A 26684-nucleotide genomic window follows, 5' to 3' on the forward strand; every position below is an offset into this window, starting at 1 on the left:
CAATCGTGCCGATGTTGACGTGCGGTTTTGTACGCTCAAACTTTTCCTTTGCCATTCCTCAGGCGCCCTTTTGCGATTTGGGGGACCCGTGGTCCCGTGGTTACATCTGCGCGCGCGAGATATTTGGTTCGCAGGGGAAAATCAAGCACATCCTGCGGGAAAAGCCGTTTACGACGCTGGATTTTGCGTGAGTTCACCGGAATCCAGCGGCTGGATCAGATCGGGGCGGCTTTTGAACCAACCGTTCTGCTGATGTTCCTCGGCCAGCCATTCTTCGACTCGGTCCGCTACCTTCAGGGACAGACCGCTCATCTGCTCTTCCTTGGTGCGCTCATGGCCTGAGCCTTTGAACGCGCTGCCGCCTGTGGTGTCTTCCAGAACCTGAAATTTTTTACCCTTGGCCAGAAACTCTTTCTTGTTCACGTCGTAGACATTCACAAGCACGATTGCAGTGCTGCGCGGGTTGTAGATCAATGGAATGCCCGGAGGCGCAAGCATGTATCCTTCCAGGCTGATGCCGATGTCGTAATCCTGCGCGCCCTCATAGCGGCCGAGACGGATATCCACCGCATTCTGAATCGCCGCGGTCCACTCATCGGGTGTGGCATCGCGTGAAACCGGGCCCTGCACCGCCTTTTCGGCAAAGGCATAGTTGACGCGCAGTTTAAATTCACCCAGCGACTCGGGCTCTTCATACACTTGTGTCTGCGTACAAGCGCCCGTCAGGGCCAGTCCGGTGATCAAGGTCAGAATGCGCAACATGTCTCTCGTCTCGATATGCCTGTTTTCTTTGATCTAGCGCACCGATACGGACTGTGCCAAGCCGTATCGGCAAAATTCCCCGCAAGCGGGCGCGAGATCACGAGAATTTATAGTCCCTCGGGAAGCCGTAGGGCGGTTTTTTCCCCACACTGGCGCGTTTGGCCAGCCATTGAGACATATCCGCCTCGTGCCGGGTCTTGTCACCGCCCATGGACCATTTCAGGCCCTCTTCCCAGTTGAAGGTCGTGATATCAGACAATCCACCATCCAGCTCCAGCGTTCCCTGCCGCCCTCGTGCCATATTGTATTTTTGCAGGCGCACGCCTTTGCCCCGGGTCATCTCGGGCAGGTCTTCGGTGGGGAAGACCAGGAACTTGCCGTTTTGCGAAACGACAGCCACGTGATCCCCATCGACCGGTTTACAGATCATTGCCGTCTCGTCGCCCTTGACGTTGAGGACCTGTTTACCGTTGCGGGTTTGCGCCAGCACGTCGTCCTCGGGCACCATGAACCCGTTGCCCGCATCCGAGGCCACCAGCAGCTTGCGCCCCGGCTTGTGGATCAGGATGTCGATGATCTGCGCCTCGTTCGGAAGATCGACCATCAGGCGCAGTGGCTCGCCCATGCCCCGTCCGCCGGGCAGGTTGGCGGCGCTGACGGTGTAGAACCGCCCGTTTGAGGCGAATACTAACAGGCGATCAGTCGTTTCGGCGTGGAAGATAAATCGCGGGCCGTCGCCGTCCTTGAACTTCAGCTCGCGTTTCAGGTCGATATGGCCGGTCATGGCTCGAATCCAGCCCATCTGCGAACAGACGACCGTGATCGGCTCCTTGTCGATCATCGCCTCAAGCGGGACTTCTTCGACCTGTCCGGCCTCGGCAAACTGGGTCCGGCGCGCGCCGCCTTCATAGTCTTTGCCGAAGGTCTTCTTGGTCTCTTTCAACTGCTCGGCGATCTTGGCCCATTGCAGGGCCGGATCAGCCAGCAGGTCTTCGAGATTGGCGCGCTCTTCCATCAACGCGTCACGCTCACGGACCAGCTCCATCTCTTCCAGACGGCGCAGGCTGCGCAGGCGCATGTTGAGAATCGCATCGACCTGAACTTCGGACAACTCGCCCTCGCCCGGTTTGGGCGAGATGTAATCGGATTCATCGGTTGCGCGGACGTGGTCGATGCCCCAATCCTCGCGCATCAACGCGGCTTTGGGGTCGTCGTCGTAGCGTATGATATCGATCACGCGGTCGAGGTTCAGGAAGGCGACGATAAAGCCCTCCAACACTTCCAACCGGTGGTCGATCTTGGCCATGCGGTGACGTGAACGACGCAGCAGGACCTCTTGCCGGTGATCGAGGAAGGCGCGCAGCACTTCCTTCATCGAGCAGACCTTGGGCGTCACACCGTCGATCAACACGTTCATGTTCAGGCTGAACCGCACTTCGAGGTCCGAGTTGCGATAGAGCATCCCCATCAGCACTTCGGGGTCCACGTTCTTGGACCGTGGCTCGAGGATCAGGCGAATGTCATCGGCGGATTCGTCGCGGACATCGCCGAGGATTGGTATTTTCTTGGTCTGGATCAGCTCCGCGATCTTCTCGATCAGCTTGGATTTCTGGACCTGATAGGGGATCTCGGTAACGACGATCTGCCATTGCCCACGACCCAGATCCTCAACCTCAAACTTGCACCGCAGACGGAAGGACCCGCGCCCGGTGCGATAGGCCTGCGCGATATTCTCGGGTGGCTCTACGATCACGCCACCGGTCGGAAAGTCCGGGCCGGGCACGTAGTTCAACAGCGTGTCGTCCCGCGCATCCGGCGTTTTGATCAGATGCAGACAAGCATCGCAGAGTTCCGAGATATTGTGCGGCGGGATATTCGTCGCCATCCCCACCGCGATACCGCTTGCCCCATTTGCCAGCAGGTTCGGGAACTGTGCGGGCAGCACGACCGGTTCAGTCAGCGTCCCGTCATAGTTGTCGCGGAAATCGACAGCGTCTTCGTTCAGACCCTCAAGCAGCGCCTCGGCCACGATGGTCATCCGCGCCTCGGTGTATCGCGAAGCCGCCGGGTTGTCGCCGTCGATATTGCCGAAATTCCCCTGCCCGTCGACCAGGGGGTAACGCACGTTGAAATCCTGCGCCAGACGCGCCATCGCGTCGTAAATCGCGGCATCACCGTGGGGGTGATAGTTGCCCATCACGTCGCCCGAGATCTTGGCGGACTTACGGAATCCGCCCGTCGCGCTGAGTCGCAGCTCGCGCATCGCATAAAGGATTCGCCGGTGAACCGGCTTCAGACCATCCCGCGCATCAGGCAAAGCCCGGTGCATGATGGTTGACAGAGCATAGGTCAGATAGCGTTCGCCAATCGCGCGGCGCAGCGGTTCGGCTACCTCGCCCCCACCTTCGGGGGCCTCCATGTTGGGGTCGTCGATCGTGTCGTTCATATATGATGTGATACGACGCAAGCGCGCCGCGGTAAAGCAACCGGCACTCATTTTGCTGGGGACAAGTGGCGCTTTTTGCAACAGGGGGAGGCAACTGCTGGATTTCCCCCGATCTTTCGACTCGGGGCCTAAGATATGGTACGCTCCGGATCATTAAGCTGCTGCCTATTTCATGTTTCACGATTACCTGGGGGATGCGCCATGACGCGCCTTATCGTTATTAGTTTCGCTGCACTCGGCTGGTGCTTCTATGTCATGAGCGGAGGGCCCGAGTTTGAACCGCGCGGCCTACGGTCAGAACAACCCGTGCGCATTGCGGCCCAGCCCAGTCCGACACAGATCGCACCAGCACCCGCCGAGGCGCTTGTCACCAACGTGGCCGCGCGCACGCCGACCGTGCGCATCACACCGATCAAACAGCAACCCGAGATTGTCGAATTCGTAGCCGAACCCGCCAGCCTAGAGGGGTTCAATGGCTTGTCGGTGTTTGACACCCAAACCAGCGGCATCCAGCTTGCGTCGCTTGAGGACGGTGTGACGGGTCTGAAACAAGTCCCTGCCGAAACCCAACAGGCTGACCCGATAGCACCGGCAGAGCCGGAAAAGGACATCCGCGAAATCTCGGGCACGCGGGTCAATATGCGCGATGGGCCGGGCACGATCTATCCGATCATCGGCAAGGCCACGATTGGCCAGAAGGTCGAAATTCTCAGCGATTCGGGCACCGGCTGGCTGCGTCTGCGCGTGTTGCCACAGCAACAGGTCGGATGGATTTCTGCCTCGCTGGTCGGAAAATCGACGAACTAGCCAAAGCAGCAATTGTCCCGAGCTCAGCCTCACCCTAGCTATGGGCCAGACTCAGGTTCGGGACATGATGCAGAAATCAATTCTAATCACTGGCTGCTCGTCCGGTATCGGGCTGGACGCAGCACATGGAATGCGTGCACGGGGCTGGCGCGTCTTTGCTTCGTGCCGTCAGCAACGTGATTGCGACCGGCTGCGCGCCCAAGGGTTCGAAAGCCCCCGCATCGACTATACCGACACCGACAGCATCACCACAGGGCTCGCCGAAGTACTTGAGGCAACCGGAGGCACTCTCGACGCGCTGTTCAACAATGGCGCGCACGGCCTGCCCGGAGCAGTCGAGGACCTTCCCACCGACGGGTTGCGCGCCATCTTCGAAACCAATTTCTTTGGCTGGCACGAACTAACCCGCCAGGTCATCCCGGTGATGCGCGCGCAGGGGCGTGGCCGAATCGTCCAGAATTCATCCGTACTGGGACTGGTCGCGTACCCTTGGCGCGGCGCATATGTGGCGACGAAATACGCGATCGAAGGCCTGACCGACACGCTGCGACTGGAACTGCGCGACACAGAGATAAAGGTCATCCTGATCGAACCCGGCCCCATCACCTCGCGGCTGAGAGAGAACGCCATCCCGATCTTCGAACGGTTTATCGATTGGGAAAACTCGGCCCTTCGCAGCCGGTACGAAGGATCGCTGCTGAAACGGCTTTACGAATCCTCGGGACCCGACCGGTTTGAACTGCCGGCCTCGGCCGTGACCGACAAGCTGGCGCACGCGGTCGAGGCCAAACGCCCCCGCCCCCGCTACTACGTCACGACGCCCACATATATCGCAGGCTGGCTGCGTCGGATTTTGCCGACGCGGGTCATCGACCGCATCCTGTCGGATGTCTGAGACGAAATTACCGGTTCGCATTTTGGTCTCGCGGGTCTAGATGATAGGCCAATGTAATAAACGCGGACGGTGGACCCATGGACCTTTTGATGGTCGTATTGTTGCTGGCCATGGCGGCGGTTGTCGTCGTGCTGGTGATCGGCATTTCAAACTTCGGCAAGGCCGGGAAAAGTGCCGCGCTGAAAAGCAACAAGATGATGCAGCTGCGCATCCTGTTTCAATTCATTGCCGTAGTGCTGATCGTGCTCTACGTCTGGCTGCGCGGACAGGGAGGTCAGTAAATGGTCGTGCTTAACAAAATCTACACGCGCACAGGCGATGACGGCAAAACAGCCTTGGGCAATGGGGAGCGCGTTGCCAAGTATTCGGGTCGTGTTGCCGCCTATGGCACAGTGGATGAGCTGAACTCATTCGTCGGTGTCGCCCGAACTGAAGCTGATGGTGAGGTCGAGGCCGCACTGTCGCGCATCCAGAATGACCTGTTCGATCTGGGTGCCGACTTCTGCCGCCCCGACATGGATAAGGATGCCGAGGCCGAATATACGCCGCTGCGCATCGTCCCCTCGCAGATCGACCGGTTGGAAGCCGAAATTGACGCCATGAACGAGGCGCTGCAACCGTTGCGCAGCTTCATCCTGCCCGGTGGGTCTCGACTGGCAGCGCATCTTCATGTGTGCCGTACCGTCTCGCGCCGGGCCGAGCGTCTAGCGGTTGAGCTGACCAATATGGAACCGGTGAATGAAACGGCGGTGAAATACCTTAACCGCCTGAGCGACTGGTTCTTCGTGGCCGCACGCTGTGCCAATGAAAATGGCGCGGCCGATGTGCTGTGGATTCCAGGCGCAAACCGCTGAGGCGTTGACTCTACGGCACCTTTGTTGCGCGCCGTAGCGTCAAAAAACATGAAACGCGACGTCCCAAGCCCACGAGATGACGATTTTGCCCTGTTGTCGCGTGACTTGAGACGTTATTCAGACGTCCGAGAGCATTGGTGGAGTCGCGTCGCGGCTTACCGTTATTTGTGAGGAGCAAGCGCAAAATGAAGGTACTCGTGCCTGTCAAACGCGTGATTGACTATAACGTGAAAGTTCGCGTCAAAGCGGATGGCAGCGGTGTTGATCTCGCCAATGTCAAAATGTCGATGAACCCGTTCGACGAGATCGCCGTCGAAGAGGCGATCCGCTTGAAAGAAGCGGGTAAGGCTGACGAAGTCGTTGCCGTTTCCATCGGCGTCAAGCAGGCGCAGGAAACTCTGCGTACCGCGCTGGCCATGGGTGCAGACCGCGCCATCCTGGTGGTCGCAGCCGACGACGTGCACACCGATATCGAACCGCTGGCCGTTGCCAAAATCCTGGCCAAAGTGGTCGAGGAAGAGCAGCCGGGCATCGTTCTGGCGGGCAAACAGGCGATCGACAACGACATGAACGCCACCGGTCAGATGCTGTCGGCTCTGCTGGGCTGGAGCCAAGGCACCTTCGCCTCTGAGGTGGATATCGAAGGCGACAGCGCCAAGATCACGCGCGAGGTTGACGGCGGTCTGCAGACCATCAGCGTCAAGATGCCGACCATCGTGACCGTTGACCTGCGCCTGAACGAGCCGCGCTATGCGTCGCTGCCCAACATCATGAAGGCGAAGAAAAAGCCTCTGGATGAGAAAACCGCCGCCGATTACGGCGTCGACGTCACTCCTCGTCTGGAAATCGTCAAAACCGAAGAGCCGCCGGCACGTGCCGCTGGTATCGTCGTGGGCTCGGTTGACGAGCTGGTTGCGAAACTCAAAGAAGCGGGGGCTGTGTAATGGCTGTTCTTCTTCTCGCCGAAGTCAACAATGGTGAGCTGGCGCTGGACGCCACCGCCAAGGCCGTCAACGCTGCGAAAGCGCTGGGTGACATCACCGTTCTGGCTGCAGGCGGTTCTGCTGCTGCTGCTGGTGAGGCCGCTGCCAAAATCGACGGTGTTGCCAAAGTTCTGGTCGCCGAAGACGAATCGCTGGGTCACCGTCTGGCGGAATCGACGGCAGCCCTGATCGTAGGCCTGGCCGATGGCTATGAGCACATCGTCGCACCGGCGACCACCGACGCTAAGAACGTGATGCCCCGCGTTGCGGCCCTGCTGGACGCGATGGTGATCTCGGATGCATCCGGCGTGGTTGACGGTTCGACCTTCGAGCGTCCGATTTACGCAGGCAACGCGATCCAGACCGTGAAATCGAACGACGCCAAGAAAGTCGTCACCTTCCGTACCGCATCCTTTGATGCAGCAGGCGAAGGCGGTTCGGCTGCCGTCGAGACCATCTCGGTCGGCGACAACCCCGGTCTGTCGTCCTGGGTTGAAGACAAGGTTGCCGAAAGCGACCGACCTGAGCTGACCTCGGCTGGCGTTGTTGTTTCGGGTGGCCGAGGCGTCGGCTCGGAAGAGGACTTCAAGCTGATCGAAGGTCTGGCAGACAAACTGGGTGCTGCCGTTGGCGCATCGCGTGCCGCCGTTGACTCAGGCTATGCTCCGAACGACTGGCAGGTGGGTCAGACTGGTAAGGTTGTTGCCCCCGACCTGTACGTTGCCGTAGGCATCTCGGGCGCGATCCAGCACCTGGCTGGTATGAAGGACTCGAAGGTCATCGTTGCAATCAACAAAGACGAAGAAGCACCGATCTTCCAGGTTGCCGATTTCGGTTTGGTTGCCGACCTGTTCCAGGCTGTACCGGAACTGACTGAGAAACTCGGCTGATCTTTAGACCGAGATTTTTCGACGAAAAATCTGATGGGCCCGCCGGATTGGCGGGCCTTTTCTTTAGCGCAGATTCTGGATTGGTCCGACCAACGCATCGGCAATCGACCGATGCCCTGCGGGTCCGATCATAAACTCGGCCATCGGTTGTTGCAGCGTGCCGAACAACATATCCTCCAACTCATCCGACTGGCCCGAGACACTCACCGTTTCCCGCACAATCCGTGCGCAATAGGGTCTGACGGCGTTCAGCATCTCATGCGTCAACGGCACTTCTGTTTCCTGAACTGGTCGAGAGTCTTCCGATTGTCGTATGACGCGAAGGCACAAAAGAATCACCGGTGATTGCAGGCTTTGCAGCAGGCCGCCGACCTGCCGGACCCAGTTTCGGCGCAACTCTTCCGCCACTGCTTCGAACCTCGCATCCTGATGACCCTGTAGCAGTTTCATCAGATGATGCACGAAATTGACATCAGCGAAATCAATCTCGGGATAGAGTGAGATCAGGTCATCGGTTGCAGCAAGAAACCGGTCGTTCCGCCTTGGGTGCACACGATAGAAGCGATTCGATTGCCCCAAAAGGTCTGGAGCCTGCAAGACGCATAGCTCTGCAGCGTTTAAAAGGGACTGCAGGCCTTTTTCCTGACAAAGCGCGTCGACCCCGCAAAACAGACTGCCGAGATTGAGACAACGCCGGTCCAACCGGTCCTCAAGCACTGCTGCAAAGGGACGATCGACAAAACGACCGAAGGTTTCTGTCCCTCCTGCGCAAGCCATATATGGTGTATCCAAGGACCGCTTGGGCCCCCGAAACCAAAGCCGCGCACTAGAATATTGGCAAACGGCATCCTCGGGTATCCCCGAGCCTGTTTGATGATAGCTCATAACACTCACCCATTTTTCACCCGGGTGCCATCTTGCAGCCGTAAGTCTTGAGAATTCTCTAATGTGCGCATTTGAAGCAAATTGGATGCACCCGATGCTCTTGCCGCCCGCCCCAATCTACCGATACTGTCGCCCTGACCCGTGAGACAAAGGCACCGAAAAATGGATGTAAAATCAGTCGGAGTGATAGGCGCAGGACAGATGGGCAACGGTATTGCTCATGTCCTTGCCCTGGCGGATTACGATGTTCTTTTGAATGATGTCAGTCAGGATGCGCTGAATAATGCTCTGGCGACAATTGAAGGCAATTTGGCCCGCCAGGCGTCGCGCGGCAAGATCTCGGATGAAGCGATGCAGAACGCGCTGAAGCGCATCACAACAACGCTGGAATTGCCCCGGCTTGGACAAACCGATTTGGTGATCGAGGCTGCGACCGAGCGCGAGGCCGTCAAACAAGCCATTTTCGAAGACCTACAACCCCATTTGCTGCCGCATACGATTCTAACGTCGAACACTTCGTCGATTTCGATCACGCGGCTCGCCAGCCGCACGGACCGGCCGGAACGGTTCATGGGGTTTCATTTCATGAACCCGGTCCCTGTCATGCAACTGGTGGAATTGATCCGCGGGATTGCCACGGATGAGGACACTTTCAGTGCCTGCAAGGCGGTGGTCGACAAGCTAGGCAAAACCGCTGCCAGCGCCGAGGATTTTCCCGCCTTTATCGTAAATCGCATCCTGATGCCGATGATCAACGAGGCCGTCTATACCCTTTATGAAGGAGTCGGGAATGTACAGTCCATCGATCAATCGATGAAACTAGGTGCAAACCACCCGATGGGGCCGCTGGAACTGGCGGATTTCATTGGCCTGGATACCTGTCTGGCGATCATGAATGTACTGCATGACGGGTTGGCCGATACCAAGTATCGTCCGTGCCCCCTGTTGACGAAATATGTCGAGGCCGGGTGGTTGGGTCGCAAGACGCAACGTGGGTTTTATGATTATAGGGGTGATGCCCCAGTACCGACGCGGTAAGGGGGCCAGCCCCCTCGCCCGGAAATTATCCGGGCTCACCCCCGGGATATTTCTAGCCAGATGAAGAGGCGGATCAGTGTTTGGGTGCCTGGCGCAGGGACAATGTGTGTTTTCTGAGCCAGGCCATGAAACCGCGCGGGTCGGTTTCGAGCAGCTGCATATCTTCGTCCGAGATCGGTTCGCCGATCACGGGGGATTGCGGTTTGTTGCAGGAGCGCACGATTTCATGCAGTAACAGACCCTGACGCAGGATCGCTGATAGTTTGTTGGCGATCTGGTAAGCGCGCGAATTGCTGCCTGGGAAGAAGATTGGCACGACCTGAGCGCCGGAGCGGCGGATCATTTTGGCAGTGAAGACATTCCATTCCCGCTCAATCGCGGGACCGAACCAGTCATCGGAGGACATCACTACGCCAGAGGGAAACAGTGCGACGACGCCGCCGTTTTTGAGATGCTCCATGGCTTTGCCGCGCATTTCCAGCATTTTGGCTTGTGCTTCGGGGTCATGCGGGAAGGGCACCGGGATCATGAACGACGTCGCCGCCTCGTCAAGCCCGGTTAGAACCGAGCGAGTCAAGATGCGGTAGTCGCTGCGCACACGCCCGATCAGTTCGGCGAAGATCATCCCATCGACCATGCCGTGCGGATGGTTGGCAACCACAACGACCGGCCCTTCCTTTGGAATATTTGCGATTTGCTCCGGCGGGGTGGTCAGGTCAATTCCCATAACCTCGAGCGCACCGCCCCAGAACCGTTGCCCTCGATAATACTCGTTCTTCTTTTCGAACTTGTTGACCATGCGCAAAATGGTCAGTTTGCCGGTGCACCATTCGATCGCGCGGATGGCTGTCGACGTCCACGCATCGTCAAAGGAATTTGCATAGGTCAGAGTTCTACGGTCGTAGATTTCCCCCTGATCCTCGACCCCGTTTACAACCGGGCCTGTCTTGGTCTCGTGCGTTGTTTCCGCCAATTCCTGGTCTTCCCGTTCTTGGTCCTGCGGCAGGTGCGGTCAGAACCCCTCGCCGAACTTGTCGTTCACCAGAGTTTCCAACGCATCGGCCAACGCCTCAGCATCCGGTCCGGACGTCTCGACGTCAATAGTCGTTCCACGCGACGCTGCCAACATCAAAAGGCCCATAATGCTGTCACCAGAGGCCGAAAGCCCATCTTTCGACACTTCTGCCTGAGCATCAAACCCTTCCACCACCTCAACCAGTTTGGCCGAGGCACGGGCGTGAAGGCCCTTTTCGTTAACGATCTTCAAGCTTCGGGTGGTCATGTATGGTCAATCCGGTCTTCGTCCAATGTCACATTTTGCGCATTGATATATTTTCGTCCAGCCTCCATCGCCAATCGCACGGCGTCGCCAATCGGCAAATGGCGAGATTTGGCCAGTTTGATCAGCATAGGAAGATTTGCGCCATACAGGATGCGCCGATCCTGTGGCGCACAGGCCCGCAGGCTGAGATTCGATGGGCTGCCGCCGAACAGGTCGGTCACGACAACGACGCCGTCGCCAGCATCCACGCTGTCGGCAGCGGCGCAAATTTCGGCCTGCTTTGCGTTCCGGTCATGATCGGCCTCGATCGAGATTGCGACCAGGCCGGGTTGTTGTCCGACGACATGCTGCATGGCCGCCAGGTATTCCTGGGCCAATCCACCATGTGCAACAAGTACGATCCCGATCAATCCGGCCTCACATTCAACAAGCGACGTTCCATTTCGCGGTGCCTAATTGCCACTTGCTGCCCCTCCTCCGCAAGGGCTTTTGCAACCGCCTCGGCGGTGGCGACCGATCTGTGTTGGCCCCCGGTACAACCAAAGGCAACCGACAGATGGGCCTTTCCTTCGGCGCGATAGGCCGGAAGCAGCAGTTTGAGCAAATCGACCACGCGTTCGAAGAACGGTGCATAGCTCGCGTCTGACTGAACATAGTGCGCCACATCCGGGTTTCGACCATCCTCTGCCCGCAATTCCGGCCGCCAATATGGGTTGGCCAAAAACCGGCAGTCAAACACCATATCCAGCCCGCGCGGCAGGCCGCGTTTATAGGAAAAGGACTCGATGGAAACCGCCAGATGACGGCCCCCTTTGGGCGCGAACCAGCGTTCTACCTCTTCGCGCAACTGGTGCACGTTCAACGGGCTGGTGTCGATCAGGGTGTCTGCAATCTCGCGAATAGGGGCGAGCAGTTCCTTTTCCTGTACCACACCAGTTTCAGGGCTGGCATTTGCAGCGACAGGGTGGCGGCGGCGTGTTTCCGAGAATCGCCGCAACAAGATATCATCCGTACAGTCCAGATAAAGCGTCGTCAGGTCCACTTGCTCCATCCGGCGCAATTTCGTGGCCAGTTCAATAAATCCAATGGTCGAGAAATCGCGATTGCGCGCATCAATTCCCAGCGCCATCGGTCGGTCCCCTTGTGAGCCGTCCAGCAGGTGCAGAAGCAATCCCATCGGCAGGTTGTCGATCGCCTCAAACCCCAGATCTTCAAGTACGCGAATCGCGGTTGAACGCCCGGCCCCCGAAGGACCGGTCACCAGAACGATGCGTCGTTGCCGTGTCATGTGTTGGGCCATTCCGGGTTCGCGCGTCCCATTTTTAACATCTGGAAGAGTGCTGCGGCCAAATTGGGCACGCCGCAGCCCCGTAGCAAGGGAACAGTTTGCCTCAGGGCGCGGATTTCCAACTGGTCGGGTAGTCGGGCCTGTTCTGTTTGATCCATATCCACGAAGTAGGCGACGGGAACAGGCCCAACGTTGGTGGCGTGCAGCAGGCCGACGCCCCGCGCCTCGATAAATCCGCCGATATTGGGAGCGGCCTCTGCGACGATGTTTTGGCCGTCCATGCACAACACTACACGGTCGTCGCCCACCAGCCCGGCGCCCAAAGCCATCATTTGCAACGCAAGGCCGGATTTGCCGGACCCCGATGCGCCGATGATCACAACGCCCAGGCTATTTACGGCAACGCAACTGGCGTGGATGATGGCCTTGTCCTGATTTTCAGTATCAGAGAGGGGCGAGCCACTCATGGGTTAAACCGGCAGCCCCACCACAAATCGTGCACCCAACGGGTCCGAGGTGATGTCGGCCTCGGTCGGGCGAATGTTTTCAGCCCAAATCACACCGCCATGCGCCTCGATGATCTGTTTCGAGATCGCCAGACCAAGGCCCGAATTGTTGCCGAAATGCTCGGCCGGGCGTTGCGAATAGAAGCGTTTGAAGACCTTGGTCAGCGCCTGTTCGGGAATGCCAGGGCCGGTATCTTCGACCACGATCAGCACGCGGTTTTCGCGCCGCCGCACCCAAACGCGGATTGCATCGTTTTCTTCACAGAACGAAATCGCGTTGGTGATCAGGTTGACGAAAACCTGCGCCAGACGCGCCTCAAGCCCGTTGATGACAATGGGTTGGCTGGGCAGATCGGTGATATAGTCGATCCCTTTCGAGCGCGCATCCTCACCCAAATATTGCCCGATATTGCCAAGCAGCTTGAGCAGGTCGAAGGGCTGCTCCTCTTCTTTCACCAGTTCGGCATCCAGACGCGACGCGTTCGAGATATCGCTGACCAATCGGTCGAGGCGGCGCACGTCGTGTTCGATCACATCCAGTAGCTTGTCGCGCTGATCCTCGCGCTTGATCATACGCAGGGTGCCAACGGCCGATTGCAAACTGGCCAGCGGGTTTTTGATTTCGTGCGAGACATCGGCTGCGAACTGTTCGTTGGCATCAATCCGGTTGTAAAGCGCCGTCACCATCCCCCGCAGCGCGCGGCTGAGGCGTCCGATTTCATCCGGTCGCGCCGACAAGTCGGGGATACGAATACGTCCGGGATTGACCCCTGTTCCGCGGTCTTTTCCGGTTTCTGCCGCCGCAGCAAGATCGGCAAGTGGGTTTGCAATGGTCGACGCCAGAACAAGGCTGAGCCCAATGGAAACCAACAGCGCCACGACGAACATTTGCAGGATCCGCTCCTGCTCGCGCCGGGCCAAAGCGTCAATCTCGCCCGCGGGTCCTGCCATGGCGACGGCACCAACCGGCACGCCTTCCAGCTGGATTGCCGAGGCCGCGACGATCACCGTCTCACCTGCGTCATCCTTGACTGCCTGAACCTGCGTCTGCCCCTCGAGGGCACCGGGAATAATGGCCTGAACCCGTTGCGCCAGCGTCGGAGCGACCCCTTGATCGTCACTGGTGAAAACCCGTGACAAGCCCGTCCAGACCGCATTGAGCGCGTCGCTGATCAACGTACTGCCTGTCTGAATATCCGCATCAACGCTCAGCAGACCCGGCATTTGTGTCTCACCGCCGCGTGTCCAGCCGATCAGAGTGCCTGAGCCATCGTAAACAAAGACTTCACCGCCTTCGGGCAGGCTCAACTCGGCCAGAGTATCCTTGACATCCAGCTCTCCGGCATATTCAGACAGGCCAAATTCGCTTTGTCGCAACTGCGCTTCGAACACGTTACTGACAAGCTGGGCGTCCCCCATCAGGTTCTGCGCGGTTTGCGCAACCTGCTCTTCCCGCGAGTCATCCAGATACAGCAATCCGGTGACCAACGTAACTAGAGCGATCAGATTGAAGGTGATGATCTTGCGTGCCAGCGGCGAGCCGCGCAGGGCAAACAGGTTGCGACGGCTGCGCGTCGCGTTCAGTTCGGCCGCGTCGGCATCCTGCGGGATGACCCAGTCATCCCCCAATACGACATCCCCGTCGCGAAGCTCATTGGCGTGTTCCGTATCGCGCACCAGACCCGACTACCTTTGCTTATTCAGTCAAAGTTATTCTTCGTTGTACCGATAACCGATGCCGTACAGCGTCTCGATTGCCGAAAACTCAGGGTCGGCGGCGCGCATCTTTTTGCGCAGACGCTTGATATGGCTGTCGATGGTGCGGTCATCCACATAGACCTGATCATCATAGGCCACATCCATCAACTGATCGCGGCTTTTGACGAAACCGGGACGTTGCGCAAGCGCTTGAAGCAGCAAGAACTCGGTCACCGTCAGCGACACATCTGATCCTTTCCAGCTAACAGCATGGCGCAGCGGGTCCATCCGCAGTTCTCCCCGCTCCATGACTTTAGCATCGCCAGTGGTTGCAGCGGTGGCATCTCCCGAGGTCGCCTCCTGCCGGCGCAGCAGCGCGCGGATACGTTCGACCAGAAGACGCTGCGAGAACGGCTTTTTGACATAGTCATCCGCGCCCATCCGCAAGCCCAGAACCTCGTCGATCTCGTCGTCTTTCGAGGTCAGAAAGATCACCGGCATCTGGGTTTTCTGCCGCAGACGTTGCAACAGGTCCATGCCATCCATGCGCGGCATCTTGATATCCAGAACTGCCATATCCGGCAGTTTCTTGTTAAATGCGTCCAACGCGGCCTGTCCGTCATTGTACGTCTCGACCTCAAAGCCTTCGGCCTCAAGCGTCATGGACACGGACGTCAGAATGTTTCTGTCGTCGTCCACCAATGCAATCTTCGACATCGGGTTAGCCCCTATTCCTGCTCACTCATGCAATATATCGTTATTAGTAAGGTATTTCTGGCGTTTTTAAGGCCGCGAATCAATCCGTATCTGCGAATCGTGCGATTGTTGTCACACAGATGCGGCAAAAAAGCCGTTAATGTTGCCGGAAAAGCGCCCTTATTTCGGTCGTGAAAAAAGTGATGGCGCTAAACTTGGACTTGGTTGCGCTAACTGCGTCAAACCCGCCTGTTCATGTCCTGAATGACCATGGTAAGACGCGCCCACCCGCCGGTTTTTCCCGGCTAATTGCCCAAATGGCGCATCCGGTCCAATCGCCCTGCGCCGCCACACGGAGAAGACACACATGACATCTGGACGGGTTAACCCGCAATTCCGCCTCGAAGATCAGGGCATCGAGGGTCTGGGCAATGTCTATTACAACTTCATGGAACCGGCGCTGATCGAAGAAGCGCTGAAGCGCGGCGAGGGTACTCTGGGCAATGGCGGGGCCTTTCTGGTCACCACCGGCAAGTTCACCGGCCGCTCGCCCAAAGATAAACACGTCGTGCGCACCGACAGCGTCGCTGACCACATCTGGTGGGAAAACAACGCCGAGATGAGCCCCGAAGGCTTTGATGCGCTTTACGAAGACATGCTGGCCCATATGAAGGGTCGTGACTATTTCGTGCAGGATCTCGTCGGGGGCGCCGACCCGACCTATTCGATCAACGTGCGCATGGTCACTGAACTGGCTTGGCACAACCTGTTCATCCGCCACCTGCTGCGCCGTCCGGATCGTGAGGACCTGGATGAGTTCACCGCAGATTTCACCGTCATCAACTGCCCAAGCTTTCAAGCCGACCCGGCAAAGCATGGCTGCCGGTCCGAGACCGTGATCGCGATGAACTTTGACCGAAAGCTGATCCTGATCGGCGGCACCGAATATGCGGGTGAGAACAAGAAATCCGTCTTCACCTTGTTGAACTACATGCTGCCGGAAAAGGGCGTGATGCCGATGCATTGCTCGGCCAACCATGCCGTTGGCAACCCGGTTGATACGGCCGTGTTCTTTGGCCTGTCGGGCACGGGCAAAACCACCCTGTCCGCTGACCCGGCCCGCACCCTGATCGGTGATGACGAGCACGGCTGGTCAGATCGCGGCACTTTCAACTTCGAAGGCGGTTGCTATGCCAAGACGATCAACCTGAACGCTGAGGCCGAGCCCGAAATCTATGCGACCACCAGCAAGTTCGGCACTGTGATCGAAAACATGGTGTTTGATCCCGAGACCAAAGAATTGGATTTCGAAGACGACTCGCTGACCGCTAACATGCGCTGCGCTTACCCGCTGGAATACATCTCGAACGCGTCCAGCAGCGCCCTGGGTGGTCACCCCAAGAACATTATCATGCTGACTTGTGATGCGTTCGGCGTGCTGCCTCCGATCGCGCGGCTAACGCCTGCGCAAGCCATGTATCACTTCTTGTCGGGCTTCACGTCCAAAGTGGCTGGGACCGAACGTGGTATTACCGAACCGCAACCCACCTTCTCGACCTGCTTCGGTGCGCCTTTCATGCCGCGTCGTCCGGAAGAATATGGCAACCTGCTGCGGGACAAGATTGCTCAGCATGGCGCAACCTGCTGGCTGGTCAACACCGGCTGGACCGGTGGGGCCTATGGTGTGGGCAGCCGGATGCCGATCCGCGCAACCCGCGCACTGCTGACGGCCGCTCTGGACGGGTCCCTGCGTGATGCCGAGTTCCGCAAGGATGCCAATTTCGGCTTTGACGTACCCGTTTCGGTGCCCGGCGTCGCCGAGGTTCTGCTGGACCCGCGCCGTACTTGGGATGATCAGGCGGCCTTCGACAAACAGGCCGAGAAATTGGTGCAGATGTTTGCCGCGAACTTTGAACAATATCTTCCATTCATAGACGAAGATATCAAAGCCGTCGCAATCGGGTGAGAAGACAGAGGGGCACTTTCGCCCCTCTTTTCGCTTGAGGAGTCTCACCGCATCGTGATCACGCATAAGTTGTAATATGCACGTTGTATTTACAATGCCGTTGCCCGAAGTGTCGGATTGAGGTATCTCACCATGTCATTAGCATGACAAAGCCCGGCGCTTGACGCGCCGGGCAAAACCAAAAAACCTAAGGGCTGCCTGATCGCACACTCACATTTGCGAATTTGGCCGCCTAATCAAGTACTAAAGAACCAAAAAAGGGGATGAGTGTCAATATGAGACGTGCTGGAAAATTCTGAGACCGGTATGTTTCTTCCGCTTCATAAACTCGGCGGGCGACACAGGAGACAACATGACTGAGATTTCGAAACTGACAGAACTTCGCAAGCTGATGCAAAGCATGGAGCGCACATTGGGGCTGGAGCAACTCTCTCCGGTTGAGCGCGACATCTACTACGCAGCGGAAGAACTGTCGAAGAATGATCAAGAAGTTCGCACATTCGGTCTTATCGAACACACGCTGGTACAAAGCGTCTCTCGCCCAACGTTTTTCCGGGCGCTGAAATCGCTGGTACAAAAGGGATACCTGTCGCAAAGCGGCAACTCAAATCGGGGCCGATATATCGTTCATGCCCCAAGATGATGCCCCCAATGCGCGCGGCGATGGCTGACCATCGTGCGCAAATGGGCCTCTGAAACCTTCTTCGCCTCGTTGGCTTATGTCGTGGCATCATTCCTCACGTTCGAGGTTTTGATGCCGCTGCAAAACCTGTTCTTCCCAGAATATCCAAGCCGGGCCAGTCTTCTGTTTCTTCCGCATGGCGTGCGGGTTCTTTCTGCATGGTTGTTGGGATGGCGAGCCATCTTCGCGCTGCTGCCAGGTGTTTTCATTGTATTCGCCGTCATCGGCGGAGCCGACGTATTTTTACCCAGCCGACTTGCTGCAATAACTATTGCCGTTACGACGGTTCCAGCAGTGTTCTATTTGCTGAAGTGGGCCGGTTGGGACCTATTCCCACGCAGCGACCGCAAACCCTGCTGGGCTTGTATCATGGGTGTAGGAGTCATCACGTCCTTCCTTGTCTCAGGCCTGACCAATATGGCTTTTGGCAGCGCCCGCGTTGAATACGTCGCCTATTTGATCGGCGATATCTCGGGTTTGTTCTTCCTTATGCTCGGGCTCTACTTTGCGTTTCGGTTTGCAGATGGGCGTGCCTAGCCAAAGACGGCACGCCGCAACAGATTTAGCCCCCCAAACAGCAACACCAGCAATGTAATCTTGCGAAAACGCGCCTGATCAATACGGGCTTGCAACCGCAGCCCAATCCACATTCCGGCAAGCGCAGGGACAACCAAGATCGCTGAAAAAGGCACCGTCTCGGCGCGCAGAATTCCTGAACCCAGATGCGCCACGACCAGCGCCACGGCGCCCAACCCATAAATAACGCCTTGCACCCGCATTTGAATGTCTTTTGGCGTGTTCATCGCCGTCAGGTAGAGCACCGTCGGCGGTCCCCAAATCCCCGAAATCCCTCCGACAAACCCAGCAACGGCACCAATCGTGGCTTCAATCCATCGAGACGGCTCCGAAAGCGTCAACTTCAGCCCAGCAACCTGAATCAGCGCAAAAACTGTCACCGGAATGCCGATCAAAAACAGAAACGTGGTCTCGGGGACAAGACTGACCAGCATCGCGCCAGCCAGGAGAAACAGAAGTCCAGTTAGCAAGAAAACGCGAAACTGGCGCACTGCATCGACAGCAGCCGGAAGCCCGCCGCGAAGAGCCTGAACGACGTTTGTTACCAATGCAGGCAGGATCAATCCGGCCAACGCCAGTTGCGGTGGTAAAAAAATGCTCATCCCCGACATCAGAACCATCGGCATGGCAAAACCGACCATACCCTTGATCCATCCCGCTGCAAAAGCCACGAGCAGCGCGAACAGAAAATCCTGTGGAGATAAAAGCGAAAACAGTGTCATCCGCCCGTGATATCACTCCTGTCGGTTTCTGCATCGCAAAATCTCTTGAGTAATTATTGAACTTTTTTTTGCCTTTGCACGTATTTTTGTTGCGCTGCATGTGCAGCATGGTATGACCAATCGACCCAGAAAAGGACGTGATTCATGGCCCATGACGGACAGGATATGACCCAGATGACAGCATCCGCGATTTTGCCCGACCTTCTGACACTGACCCGCGCCGCCATTCCGGCTGTGGAGGCGGTGTTTGATCGCGCGCACGCATCAGTGCGCGAAATGGTAAGCGCCGAGGGCCGGGTATCCGGAGCGTTGATCGAAGCCAACCAGACTGCCGCCCATGGCCTTGCATGGCTGGCCACCTACAACCAGTCTCTGCAACAGATGCAACGCTGGGCCGAAGCGCTGGAGGCCGACGGCAAGTTCGGCGAGATCGAACAGTTGCTGCACCAGATCGCCTTTGGTGAATACCTACATCAGGTCGCTGGCGGCATCCCCATGAATCAGGGCGAAATTATCCGCCTGCAAGACATGGGTCTGGGATGGGACGCGCTGTCTGGTTTCCAAATTCCTGAAGTCCAGAGCTTGATGGCGCAGGCAAACTCGCAAGCCGCTCGTAGCCGCCTTGTCGAATTGATGGAGGATCAGGCTGGTGCCACAATGTTTGGCGCCTCAGGGTTGGATGAAGAACTGGAAATGATCCGCGACCAGTTTCGGCGCTATGCCGTCGAAAAGGTCGAGCCACACGCCCATGAATGGCACCTGAAAGACGAACTGATCCCGATGGAAATCATCGAGGAACTGGCCGAGATGGGCGTCTTTGGGCTGACCATCCCCGAGGAATTCGGCGGGTTCGGCCTGTCCAAAGCCTCGATGTGCGTGGTGTCCGAGGAACTGTCTCGTGGATATATCGGCGTGGGTTCTCTGGGCACGCGGTCCGAGATCGCGGCCGAGCTGATCATCGCCGGCGGCACGGACGAGCAGAAAGCCAACTGGCTGCCGAAACTGGCCGGCGCTGAAATCCTACCTACCGCCGTCTTCACCGAGCCCAACACCGGGTCCGACCTTGGCAGCCTGCGCACCCGCGCGGTCAAGAACGCCGACGGCGATTATGAAATCACCGGCAACAAAACCTGGATCACCCATGCGGCCCGGACCCATGTTATGACCCTGCTGGCCCGCACCAACCCCGACAGCACCGACCACCGTGGTCTGTCGATGTTCCTGGCCGAGAAAACGCCCGGAACAGATGAAGACCCTTTCCCAACCCCCGGCATGACCGGCGGCGAGATCGAGGTTCTGGGCTATCGCGGCATGAAGGAATACGAACTGGGCTTTGACGGTTTCAAGGTCAAGGGCGAAAACCTGCTGGGTGGCGAAGAAGGCAAAGGCTTTAAACAGCTGATGGAGACCTTCGAATCCGCCCGTATCCAGACCGCCGCCCGCGCCATTGGCGTGGCTCAGTCAGCGCTGGATATCGCCATGCAATACGCACAAGATCGTAAGCAGTTCAGCAAATCCCTGATCAACTTCCCGCGCGTCTCTGGCAAGCTTGCGATGATGGCGGTTGAGATCATGATCGCGCGCCAGCTGACCTATTTCAGCGCGTGGGAGAAAGACCACGGCCAGCGCTGTGATCTTGAGGCGGGCATGGCCAAGCTACTGGGTGCGCGCGTCGCTTGGGCTGCGGCGGATAACGGGCTGCAAATCCACGGCGGCAACGGCTTTGCGCTGGAATACAAGATCAGCCGCGTCCTATGTGACGCGCGGATTCTGAACATATTCGAAGGAGCTGCCGAAATTCAGGCGCAGGTTATCGCAAGACGTCTGCTGAGCTGAAACGGCATTCCTGTTTCCCTAACTTGACCCGGCGCACGCGCCGGGTCTTTTTTCTGCCATCGGTCCTATGCCGCCGACCGAAAATAGCCCCCTGTACCTGCCCCTGGAATGCCGTTAATCAACGACGACACTCAGCAGGGTTTTCATCGTTATGATCCGACATTTTCTGGTCCTTTTCCTGACCTTCGCGGCGGTGGCACTGGCAGGGTGCGCAACGCAGCCTCCGACCGCCAGCCAGAACGAAATAGACGAGCTAGCCAGCGCGATCCGCAGCCTGAGCCCCACCGTGGACCCAACCGAAGCTCAAACAGCTGCAACCATCTCCTATACGTATTCTCAATACCTGGCGCGCGAATGGAATGTCACTGACTCGGCGATTATCCATAACGCCAAAGTCATAAACGGCCTGCGAGAAAAGGGGCTGTGTAACGATTGGGCAGAAGCCATGACAGCTCGTCTGCGGAAGGAAAACTTCGAAACGTTGGACTTGCACTGGGCGACGTCTCCGCCAACTGCGTTTCGCATCATCCACCATTCTGCACTGATCAGCGCCAAGGGGGCGTCCATGTACGAGGGGCTGATCCTTGATCCATGGCGCAACAGCGGTACGCTGACCTGGGCCCCCACGCGCGAGGATACCCGGTACAACTGGCGCCCCCGCAGCGAGGTCAGGTCCGAGTTGATAAGTGGCGAGAACCCCTATTGAACCTGGCTTCCCACGGCGGCAACAGCGAGGTAGAAACCTCTCATGGTACGATTGATCCTGACATTTCCTCTGCTGGCTCTGTTTCAATGCGGCACGGATGAAACTGTCGCCAGCTATGGTGCAGCGGATCAGATATGGACCTTAAAGGAAATCGACAGCCAACCCTTTGCCGCGAGCGCGCAGTTGCAGTTCCATGGGGATGGCAAGATCAGCGGTCACGCGCCCTGCAACAGCTATAGCGGCACCTTGAACGCCCCCTACCCGTGGTTCGAAATCCAGGACCTGATCGCAACACGTGCGGCTTGCGCGGGACTGGAAGCTGAAGGGATGTATTTTGCCGCTCTGCTGGCGATGACCCAATCTGAGGTCTCCGGCAATGTGCTGATCCTGCGCAACGAAGGCGAGCACGAGATGGTGTTCACAGCCGCCGAGTAAAGCGCTCGACAAACCGGGCACGCGCTTCGGGCACTGGCTTGTGCCCCAGCGCCGGGGCCAAATGGTTCTCAAGGAAATAGCCTGTCGTCTGCAGCCCCAGCGCGATCTCCTCATCCGGCGCGGATCCCTCGCCCCGTAAACAAGGTGGAAGCGGCAATAGCCGATCCGCCCATTCGCCTGCACCTTGGGCACTGACCGCGCGCCCGGTTTTGGGCGAGACATAGACCAGCCCCTCGGTAGATCCGGTCACAGCGCAACTAGACAAATCCAGCCCAAATCCAAGCTCTTCCAGCAACGCCAATTCCCAGAGCAGATAAGCCAAAGGCCAGACCTCATCCTGCCCCAGCAAATCCATCAACTGTTCCGAATGTTTGTAAATTGCCGGATGCGGCTCACGTTCAGGCAGACAAAAGGACAGCAAGGCGACCACCGAATTCAACCCGGCCAGCGCCAGACGCCCTGAAAACGCCGCGGCCGCGCGAGATCGGAGCGGCTCGACCTGAAACGTCCCGATATGTTCCTCAAGCCGCGCCCGCCACAACACATCCAATTGCGCGCCTGGTTGCAGGATTGGCGCGATCTTGCGACTGGTTCCACCTCGCACAACGCCCGCATGCCGACCATGGGCTTGGGTAAATACCTCAATGATCGCCGCCGTCTCACCATGTCGGCGAGTGGTCAAGAGTATGCCGTGATCGCGCCAGTCCACTGTTTTGCTACCAGGCAGGAACGCAGATTGAGAAAAATCGAAAAAGGCTGAGCCCGTCGTACATTTATTATCCAAAACGTTTGTTAAAGATACTCACCATTATTCTAGTTTCGACGCGCCACCAACGATCTTGGATCAAGCTGTTTTCCCACGGTACAGACACGGTTCCGCCGCTTGCTAGAGCAATTGTACTCCACCGCTGCAATCGGCTCGACTCGCAGGCTGTCTGACTGCTTACCGTATCGAGAAGCTAAAATAGCTCGGGCTGAATCTACAGCCTGTTCCATTGTCTGCGTTCTGGCGGGAATGACATACACCACCCCCGCTTCGCCACAAATGCGTATGTCCCCCCGTTCGGCAGCACTTTGGAGTTACCTCCTCTTTGACCTTCAAACAACGCGAATTGACCACCAGAATGAACAGGAACACTATCCAACATAGCGCCAGGAACACCGCTTTTCTTTTTCCGCGATATCCACTCTGCATTAATGTTGAAGCCAAATGGGCCCATGACGTAACCGCCGTTATCCCCCCTGCACTTTTTTGTAGTCCCGTTCTTAACAGGACAAAACACGCCACCGGCAAATGGCATTTGACCCGTTCCGAAGTGCAATATCATCAGATGCACGTCGTTTGCGCTCAACTGCTTCTGAGGCCTACTGTCACTTGCGCCCCCCAAGGGTTGTTGAGCAATCGCTATCGAAGGTAATTGCAATGCGACAATCAAATAAAGGCCTAAACCCAAAAAGCAGGTCTTCAGGAAGTTCAAATCGATCTCCTTTTTTTAGAGAAACTGCGTCAATACCAATAGATTTTTTTATCGCAGCGGCATCGCACACACCTAAGAAAATAGGATGCCGAGCCTGAGTGAAGAAGAAATCACTCATTCGGGGTCAGCACCAATCAACCAAGAAATTGTTGCTTTCCAAACACAAAAACGGCTTGGCTCCGTGGGCCTATAGCAACCCCTCTTCCCCCAGCAGATGACGCCCTTGCCGATCCTCGACCTCGATTACCCAAAGGTCAGGATCAAAACTACGTTGTTTCGCGATGGCAGCATCGACATCCCTTTCGGACCCCGAGGTTAGCTCGACCCATTTCCGCTCACCGCTCAACAGATCGAAGCTGCGGTGAAAAGCTGTGGCCTGCCCGTCCAGCGTGTTCAGCTTGATCAGGACGGCCCCTGCGGTATCATCGCCATGTGCGACGACAAAAGCGGGTATTTCCTGAAACCGCAATCGGGCCAGATAGGCGTGAACCCAAAACTCTGCGGTCAGACGGGCCATGTGCGCCATCCATTTACAAGCGCCGAGAATTTTCGTCGAACATTCTTAGCCCGTGTCATGCGTTGCCGTCTTTGAAATCCAGACCCATTTCCGAATACCGCTCGGATTCCTCCAGCCAGTTAGGCCGGACTTTCACTTGCAGAAACAGATGGATTTTGCGGTCGAGAAACTCTTCCAGTTCAGCGCGGGCAGCCTGACTGACGGCTTTAATCGTCTCGCCCCGCTTGCCTAGCACTATGCCCTTGTGACCGTCGCGCATGACGTAGATGACCTGATCAATCTTGGCCGAGCCGTCTTTGCGCTCTTCCCAATTCTCAGTCTCGACGGTCAGTTGGTATGGCAGTTCCTGATGCAGGCGCAGGGTTAGCTTTTCACGCGTCATCTCGGCTGCGATCATGCGCAGCGGCAGATCAGCAATCTGGTCTTCGGGGTAGAGCCATGGGCCTTCGGGCAGTTCGCGTGCCAGCCATTGGCGCAGGTCGTCGACACCGTGACCTTTTTCTGCGGAAATCATAAAAGTCTCGGAAAAAGAATAGCGTGCGTTCAGGTCGCTCGTCAGCGCCAGCAGTTTTTCCGAAGGCACTTTGTCTATCTTGTTGATCGCAAGCGCGACGGTACGGCTTTGACCAATTTCCTCGAGCCCTTCGAGGATACGTTCAACGCCCTCTGTGATACCGCGATGGGCCTCGATCATCAGAACGACGACATCCGCATCAGCCGCCCCGCCCCAGGCTGCGGCGACCATGGCGCGGTCAAGACGGCGGCGGGGTTTGAACAGGCCAGGCGTATCGACAAAAACCAACTGTGCGTCGCCTTCCATCGCCACGCCCCGGATGCGGGCGCGGGTTGTTTGTACCTTATGCGTCACGATCGAGACCTTGGCCCCGACCATGCGGTTCAGAAGGGTGGATTTGCCCGCGTTGGGCTCTCCGATCAGGGCGATAAATCCGGCACGTATGGTCATGTGTATTGCGATCCTGTTTGCAAGTGCGCACCCCTATAGCAGAAAGCACCGGCGGGCCAGAGGGTTTTGTCAGGGTGAGCGTGTGTGGATCATCGCGCCTGTGTGCTTCGAATTGGCTGCGCCAATCCGACCGGGAGGGGGCCGGCCCCCTCGCCCGGATTTTATCCGGGCTCACCCCCGGGATATTTTTGGCCAGATGAAGGGGATCCGGGCAGAAACGAGTGGGACTATTTAGGTAGGCTGTCCAGCAAGGCCTTGGCCGCTGCTTGTTCCGCTTGGCGTTTGGAACCTGCGGTTGCCTGCGCTTCGGCACCGTCTTGCAGACGGGCCGCGATGGTGAAGATCGGGGCGTGATCGGGGCCGCTGCGTTTGATTTCAACGTAAGAGGGCGGCGTTTGGCCGCGTGCTTGCGCCCATTCCTGAAGTGATGTTTTTGCGTCGCGCGCGTCGGCCTCGACCTTGTGGATCCGGTCGCCCCAGAGGCGCAGGATCACGTCGCGGGCGGCCTCGAACCCGGCATCGCGGTATATGGCGGCGATCACCGCCTCCATCGCGTCGCCCAATAGGGCTTGTTTGCGGCGGCCACCGGACAGCATTTCTGACCGACCCAGTTTCAGCACCGCACCCAAATCGATCTGACGAGCGACATCGGCGCAGGCCTCTTTTCGCACAAGCGCGTTGAAACGGGGGGCTAATTGCCCCTCTGACGCCTTCTTGTCGGCTTCCAGCAGGGCTGTTGCCATAACCAAACCCAACACGCGGTCGCCCAGAAATTCGAGCCTCTGGTTATCGGGGCGCGTCGGCGAGGACACCGAGCCATGGGTCAAAGCGCGCAGCAGCAATTCAGGGTCGGAAAATTGGTACCCCAAACGTTGCTGAAACGCTTTTATCTCGGCCGAAAGTTTCAATTCACCGCCTTGAAGAACCGATCCCCGCGCCAGGTCCAGAAGAAGAGCATCGACCGGCCAGCGGACGAGAACATGATCCGGTCCGCCCGACCGATCAGGTCCTGATAAGGGACAAATCCCACTCCGCCCGCGGATTGCGGCAGGCGGCTGTCGCTGGAGTTATCGCGGTTGTCGCCCATGAAGAAATAGTGGCCTTCAGGCACGGTGTAGATTCCGGTATTGTCCGACCCTTGGTTGCCGATATTCAGCACGTCATACGAGACTCCATTGGGCAGGGTTTCGATCATCCGCGATTTTTCGCAGCGACCGCCAAACCCGACCGGGCCATTTTCACAGCGCGGGCGCAACCCTTGCGAACCCTGAGGCTCGGCCAATTCGGTGAACACACCATCGGGTTTTTGCGGAACCGGCGTTCCGTTCAGAATGATCTGACCCTCGCGGATCTGAATTCGGTCACCCGGCAAGCCGATCAGACGTTTGATGTAGTCGCGACCATTGACCGGGTGACGGAACACAATCACATCGCCGCGCTCGGGTTCACCGCCCCAGATACGCGTGTCTTCATCGCCCGGCAGCCAGCCGCAGATATCCTCGGCATCGATGTTGAGGCCAAAGCGGGGAATGATCAGGCTGGGACAGGAGGCGTAGGAATAGCCATAGGCCATCTTGTTGACAAACAGAAAATCCCCGATCAGCAGGGTCTGTTTCATCGACCCCGACGGGATCCAGAAAGGTTGAAAGAACAGCGTGCGGAAAACGCCTGCGATCAGCAAAGCGTAGACGATGGTTTTGATCGTCTCCCATACGGGATTTCCGGTTTTGACGTCCTCGGCCATACTGCTCTCCGGTCCTTGGTTTGTTGGG

The 26684-nt window shown here is 57.7% G+C and carries 31 protein-coding genes; 14 read left to right on the forward strand and 17 right to left on the reverse strand.

The genetic code is table 11. The features are described from left to right. On the forward strand, positions 1–191 hold a 191-nt coding region (locus GOV80_RS22270; RefSeq protein ID WP_214646858.1), incomplete at its 5' end, for a hypothetical protein. On the opposite strand, the gene GOV80_RS20040 is transcribed toward GOV80_RS22270, so the two are convergent. Further along, complete coding sequence (locus GOV80_RS20040; RefSeq protein ID WP_170787255.1) at positions 169–762, reverse strand: hypothetical protein; 594 nt, start codon at positions 760–762, stop codon at positions 169–171. The two genes, GOV80_RS22270 and GOV80_RS20040, sit on opposite strands and share 23 nt — an antisense overlap. A 97-nt stretch (positions 763–859) precedes the next feature. Beyond that, positions 860–3208, reverse strand: coding sequence for a DNA topoisomerase IV subunit A (gene parC, locus GOV80_RS20045; RefSeq protein WP_170787257.1), 2349 nt, complete (start codon positions 3206–3208; stop codon positions 860–862). Between the two features lie 201 nt (positions 3209–3409). On the opposite strand from parC, the gene GOV80_RS20050 reads away from it, so the two are divergent. From GOV80_RS20050 to GOV80_RS20075, 6 genes are all read left to right on the forward strand, one after another. Then, on the forward strand, positions 3410–4015 hold the full coding sequence (locus tag GOV80_RS20050; RefSeq protein ID WP_237215951.1) for an SH3 domain-containing protein: 606 nt from the start codon (positions 3410–3412) through the stop codon (positions 4013–4015). Positions 4016–4082: 67 nt separating this feature from the next. Continuing rightward, on the forward strand, positions 4083–4910 hold the full coding sequence (locus tag GOV80_RS20055) for an SDR family NAD(P)-dependent oxidoreductase (RefSeq protein ID WP_170787358.1): 828 nt from the start codon (positions 4083–4085) through the stop codon (positions 4908–4910). A 77-nt stretch (positions 4911–4987) separates the two neighbouring features. Further along, complete coding sequence (locus GOV80_RS20060) at positions 4988–5191, forward strand: twin transmembrane helix small protein (RefSeq protein ID WP_170356709.1); 204 nt, start codon at positions 4988–4990, stop codon at positions 5189–5191. Beyond that, a complete protein-coding gene (locus GOV80_RS20065) occupies positions 5192–5764 on the forward strand; it encodes a cob(I)yrinic acid a,c-diamide adenosyltransferase (RefSeq protein ID WP_170775376.1) in 573 nt (190 codons plus the stop codon). A 185-nt stretch (positions 5765–5949) separates the two neighbouring features. Further along, entirely contained in the window at positions 5950–6708 is a 759-nt protein-coding gene (locus GOV80_RS20070) for an electron transfer flavoprotein subunit beta/FixA family protein (protein WP_170775374.1), read from the forward strand. Beyond that, positions 6708–7637 carry an electron transfer flavoprotein subunit alpha/FixB family protein gene (locus tag GOV80_RS20075; RefSeq protein ID WP_170775372.1) on the forward strand — a complete coding sequence of 310 codons (930 nt, stop codon included), beginning with the start codon at positions 6708–6710 and terminating at the stop codon, positions 7635–7637. The genes GOV80_RS20070 and GOV80_RS20075 overlap by 1 nt, the downstream gene beginning before the upstream one ends. Positions 7638–7700: 63 nt before the next feature. On the opposite strand, the gene GOV80_RS20080 is transcribed toward GOV80_RS20075, so the two are convergent. Beyond that, on the reverse strand, positions 7701–8522 hold the full coding sequence (locus GOV80_RS20080; RefSeq protein ID WP_237215953.1) for a DUF6473 family protein: 822 nt from the start codon (positions 8520–8522) through the stop codon (positions 7701–7703). A gap of 162 nt (positions 8523–8684) precedes the next feature. On the opposite strand from GOV80_RS20080, the gene GOV80_RS20085 reads away from it, so the two are divergent. Next, complete coding sequence (locus GOV80_RS20085) at positions 8685–9560, forward strand: 3-hydroxybutyryl-CoA dehydrogenase (RefSeq protein ID WP_170787259.1); 876 nt, start codon at positions 8685–8687, stop codon at positions 9558–9560. A 73-nt stretch (positions 9561–9633) separates the two neighbouring features. On the opposite strand, the gene GOV80_RS20090 is transcribed toward GOV80_RS20085, so the two are convergent. From GOV80_RS20090 to GOV80_RS20120, 7 genes are read right to left on the reverse strand one after another with little or no spacing between them, the layout of a single operon-like run. Continuing rightward, the gene (locus tag GOV80_RS20090) at positions 9634–10533 is read right to left on the reverse strand and encodes a lysophospholipid acyltransferase family protein (protein WP_170775368.1); all 900 of its coding nucleotides are present in this window, start codon (positions 10531–10533) and stop codon (positions 9634–9636) included. Positions 10534–10572: 39 nt separating this feature from the next. Then, entirely contained in the window at positions 10573–10842 is a 270-nt protein-coding gene (locus GOV80_RS20095; protein WP_170356715.1) for an HPr family phosphocarrier protein, read from the reverse strand. Then, positions 10839–11252: a PTS sugar transporter subunit IIA gene (locus GOV80_RS20100; RefSeq protein WP_170775360.1), complete on the reverse strand. Its 414-nt coding sequence runs from the start codon at positions 11250–11252 to the stop codon at positions 10839–10841. The genes GOV80_RS20095 and GOV80_RS20100 overlap by 4 nt, the downstream gene beginning before the upstream one ends. Continuing rightward, positions 11249–12130, reverse strand: coding sequence for an RNase adapter RapZ (gene rapZ, locus GOV80_RS20105; RefSeq protein WP_170787261.1), 882 nt, complete (start codon positions 12128–12130; stop codon positions 11249–11251). Before rapZ ends, GOV80_RS20100 begins: the two co-directional genes overlap by 4 nt. Next, positions 12127–12597, reverse strand: coding sequence for an HPr kinase/phosphorylase (locus tag GOV80_RS20110; RefSeq protein WP_170787263.1), 471 nt, complete (start codon positions 12595–12597; stop codon positions 12127–12129). The genes rapZ and GOV80_RS20110 overlap by 4 nt, the downstream gene beginning before the upstream one ends. Positions 12598–12600: 3 nt before the next feature. Then, complete coding sequence (locus GOV80_RS20115; RefSeq protein ID WP_170775353.1) at positions 12601–14313, reverse strand: ATP-binding protein; 1713 nt, start codon at positions 14311–14313, stop codon at positions 12601–12603. A gap of 33 nt (positions 14314–14346) precedes the next feature. Then, a complete protein-coding gene (locus GOV80_RS20120; protein ID WP_170775352.1) occupies positions 14347–15051 on the reverse strand; it encodes a response regulator transcription factor in 705 nt (234 codons plus the stop codon). A gap of 346 nt (positions 15052–15397) precedes the next feature. Between GOV80_RS20120 and GOV80_RS20125 the strand changes: the two genes are divergently transcribed. The 3 genes from GOV80_RS20125 (at position 15398) to GOV80_RS20135 (ending at position 18215) form a co-directional block, all read left to right on the forward strand. Next, positions 15398–16996 (forward strand): phosphoenolpyruvate carboxykinase, encoded by a 1599-nt coding sequence (locus GOV80_RS20125; protein ID WP_170775350.1) that lies wholly within the window; start codon positions 15398–15400, stop codon positions 16994–16996. Between the two features lie 352 nt (positions 16997–17348). After that, positions 17349–17639, forward strand: a complete 291-nt coding sequence (locus tag GOV80_RS20130; protein ID WP_170775348.1) for a hypothetical protein — start codon at positions 17349–17351, stop codon at positions 17637–17639. Positions 17640–17750: 111 nt separating this feature from the next. Further along, the gene (locus GOV80_RS20135; RefSeq protein WP_237215955.1) at positions 17751–18215 is read left to right on the forward strand and encodes a hypothetical protein; all 465 of its coding nucleotides are present in this window, start codon (positions 17751–17753) and stop codon (positions 18213–18215) included. Here the strand turns inward: GOV80_RS20135 and GOV80_RS20140 are convergent. Continuing rightward, entirely contained in the window at positions 18212–18976 is a 765-nt protein-coding gene (locus GOV80_RS20140; RefSeq protein ID WP_170787267.1) for a sulfite exporter TauE/SafE family protein, read from the reverse strand. The genes GOV80_RS20135 and GOV80_RS20140 overlap by 4 nt on opposite strands. 144 nt (positions 18977–19120) lie before the next feature. On the opposite strand from GOV80_RS20140, the gene GOV80_RS20145 reads away from it, so the two are divergent. From GOV80_RS20145 to GOV80_RS20155, 3 genes are all read left to right on the forward strand, one after another. After that, complete coding sequence (locus GOV80_RS20145) at positions 19121–20812, forward strand: acyl-CoA dehydrogenase family protein (protein ID WP_170787269.1); 1692 nt, start codon at positions 19121–19123, stop codon at positions 20810–20812. A gap of 151 nt (positions 20813–20963) precedes the next feature. Continuing rightward, positions 20964–21518 (forward strand): YajG family lipoprotein, encoded by a 555-nt coding sequence (locus GOV80_RS20150; protein WP_170787271.1) that lies wholly within the window; start codon positions 20964–20966, stop codon positions 21516–21518. A gap of 42 nt (positions 21519–21560) precedes the next feature. Continuing rightward, the gene (locus GOV80_RS20155; RefSeq protein WP_170787273.1) at positions 21561–21953 is read left to right on the forward strand and encodes an META domain-containing protein; all 393 of its coding nucleotides are present in this window, start codon (positions 21561–21563) and stop codon (positions 21951–21953) included. On the opposite strand, the gene recO is transcribed toward GOV80_RS20155, so the two are convergent. The 6 genes from recO to lepB form a co-directional block, all read right to left on the reverse strand. Beyond that, positions 21937–22662, reverse strand: coding sequence for a DNA repair protein RecO (gene recO, locus GOV80_RS20160; protein ID WP_170787275.1), 726 nt, complete (start codon positions 22660–22662; stop codon positions 21937–21939). The genes GOV80_RS20155 and recO overlap by 17 nt on opposite strands. Before the next feature lie 271 nt (positions 22663–22933). Beyond that, positions 22934–23431, reverse strand: a complete 498-nt coding sequence (locus GOV80_RS20165) for a hypothetical protein (RefSeq protein WP_170787277.1) — start codon at positions 23429–23431, stop codon at positions 22934–22936. A gap of 187 nt (positions 23432–23618) precedes the next feature. Continuing rightward, entirely contained in the window at positions 23619–23948 is a 330-nt protein-coding gene (locus tag GOV80_RS20170; protein ID WP_170775332.1) for a DUF1491 family protein, read from the reverse strand. A 55-nt stretch (positions 23949–24003) separates the two neighbouring features. Further along, positions 24004–24912 carry a GTPase Era gene (gene era / locus GOV80_RS20175; protein WP_170787279.1) on the reverse strand — a complete coding sequence of 303 codons (909 nt, stop codon included), beginning with the start codon at positions 24910–24912 and terminating at the stop codon, positions 24004–24006. Positions 24913–25139: 227 nt separating this feature from the next. After that, on the reverse strand, positions 25140–25820 hold the full coding sequence (gene rnc, locus GOV80_RS20180) for a ribonuclease III (RefSeq protein ID WP_170787281.1): 681 nt from the start codon (positions 25818–25820) through the stop codon (positions 25140–25142). After that, a complete protein-coding gene (gene lepB, locus GOV80_RS20185; protein ID WP_170775326.1) occupies positions 25817–26656 on the reverse strand; it encodes a signal peptidase I in 840 nt (279 codons plus the stop codon). Before lepB ends, rnc begins: the two co-directional genes overlap by 4 nt. Positions 26657–26684 lie beyond the last annotated feature (28 nt).

It is taken from the genome of Ruegeria lacuscaerulensis (assembly GCF_013034685.1).
GTDB lineage: Bacteria > Pseudomonadota > Alphaproteobacteria > Rhodobacterales > Rhodobacteraceae > Ruegeria > Ruegeria lacuscaerulensis_B.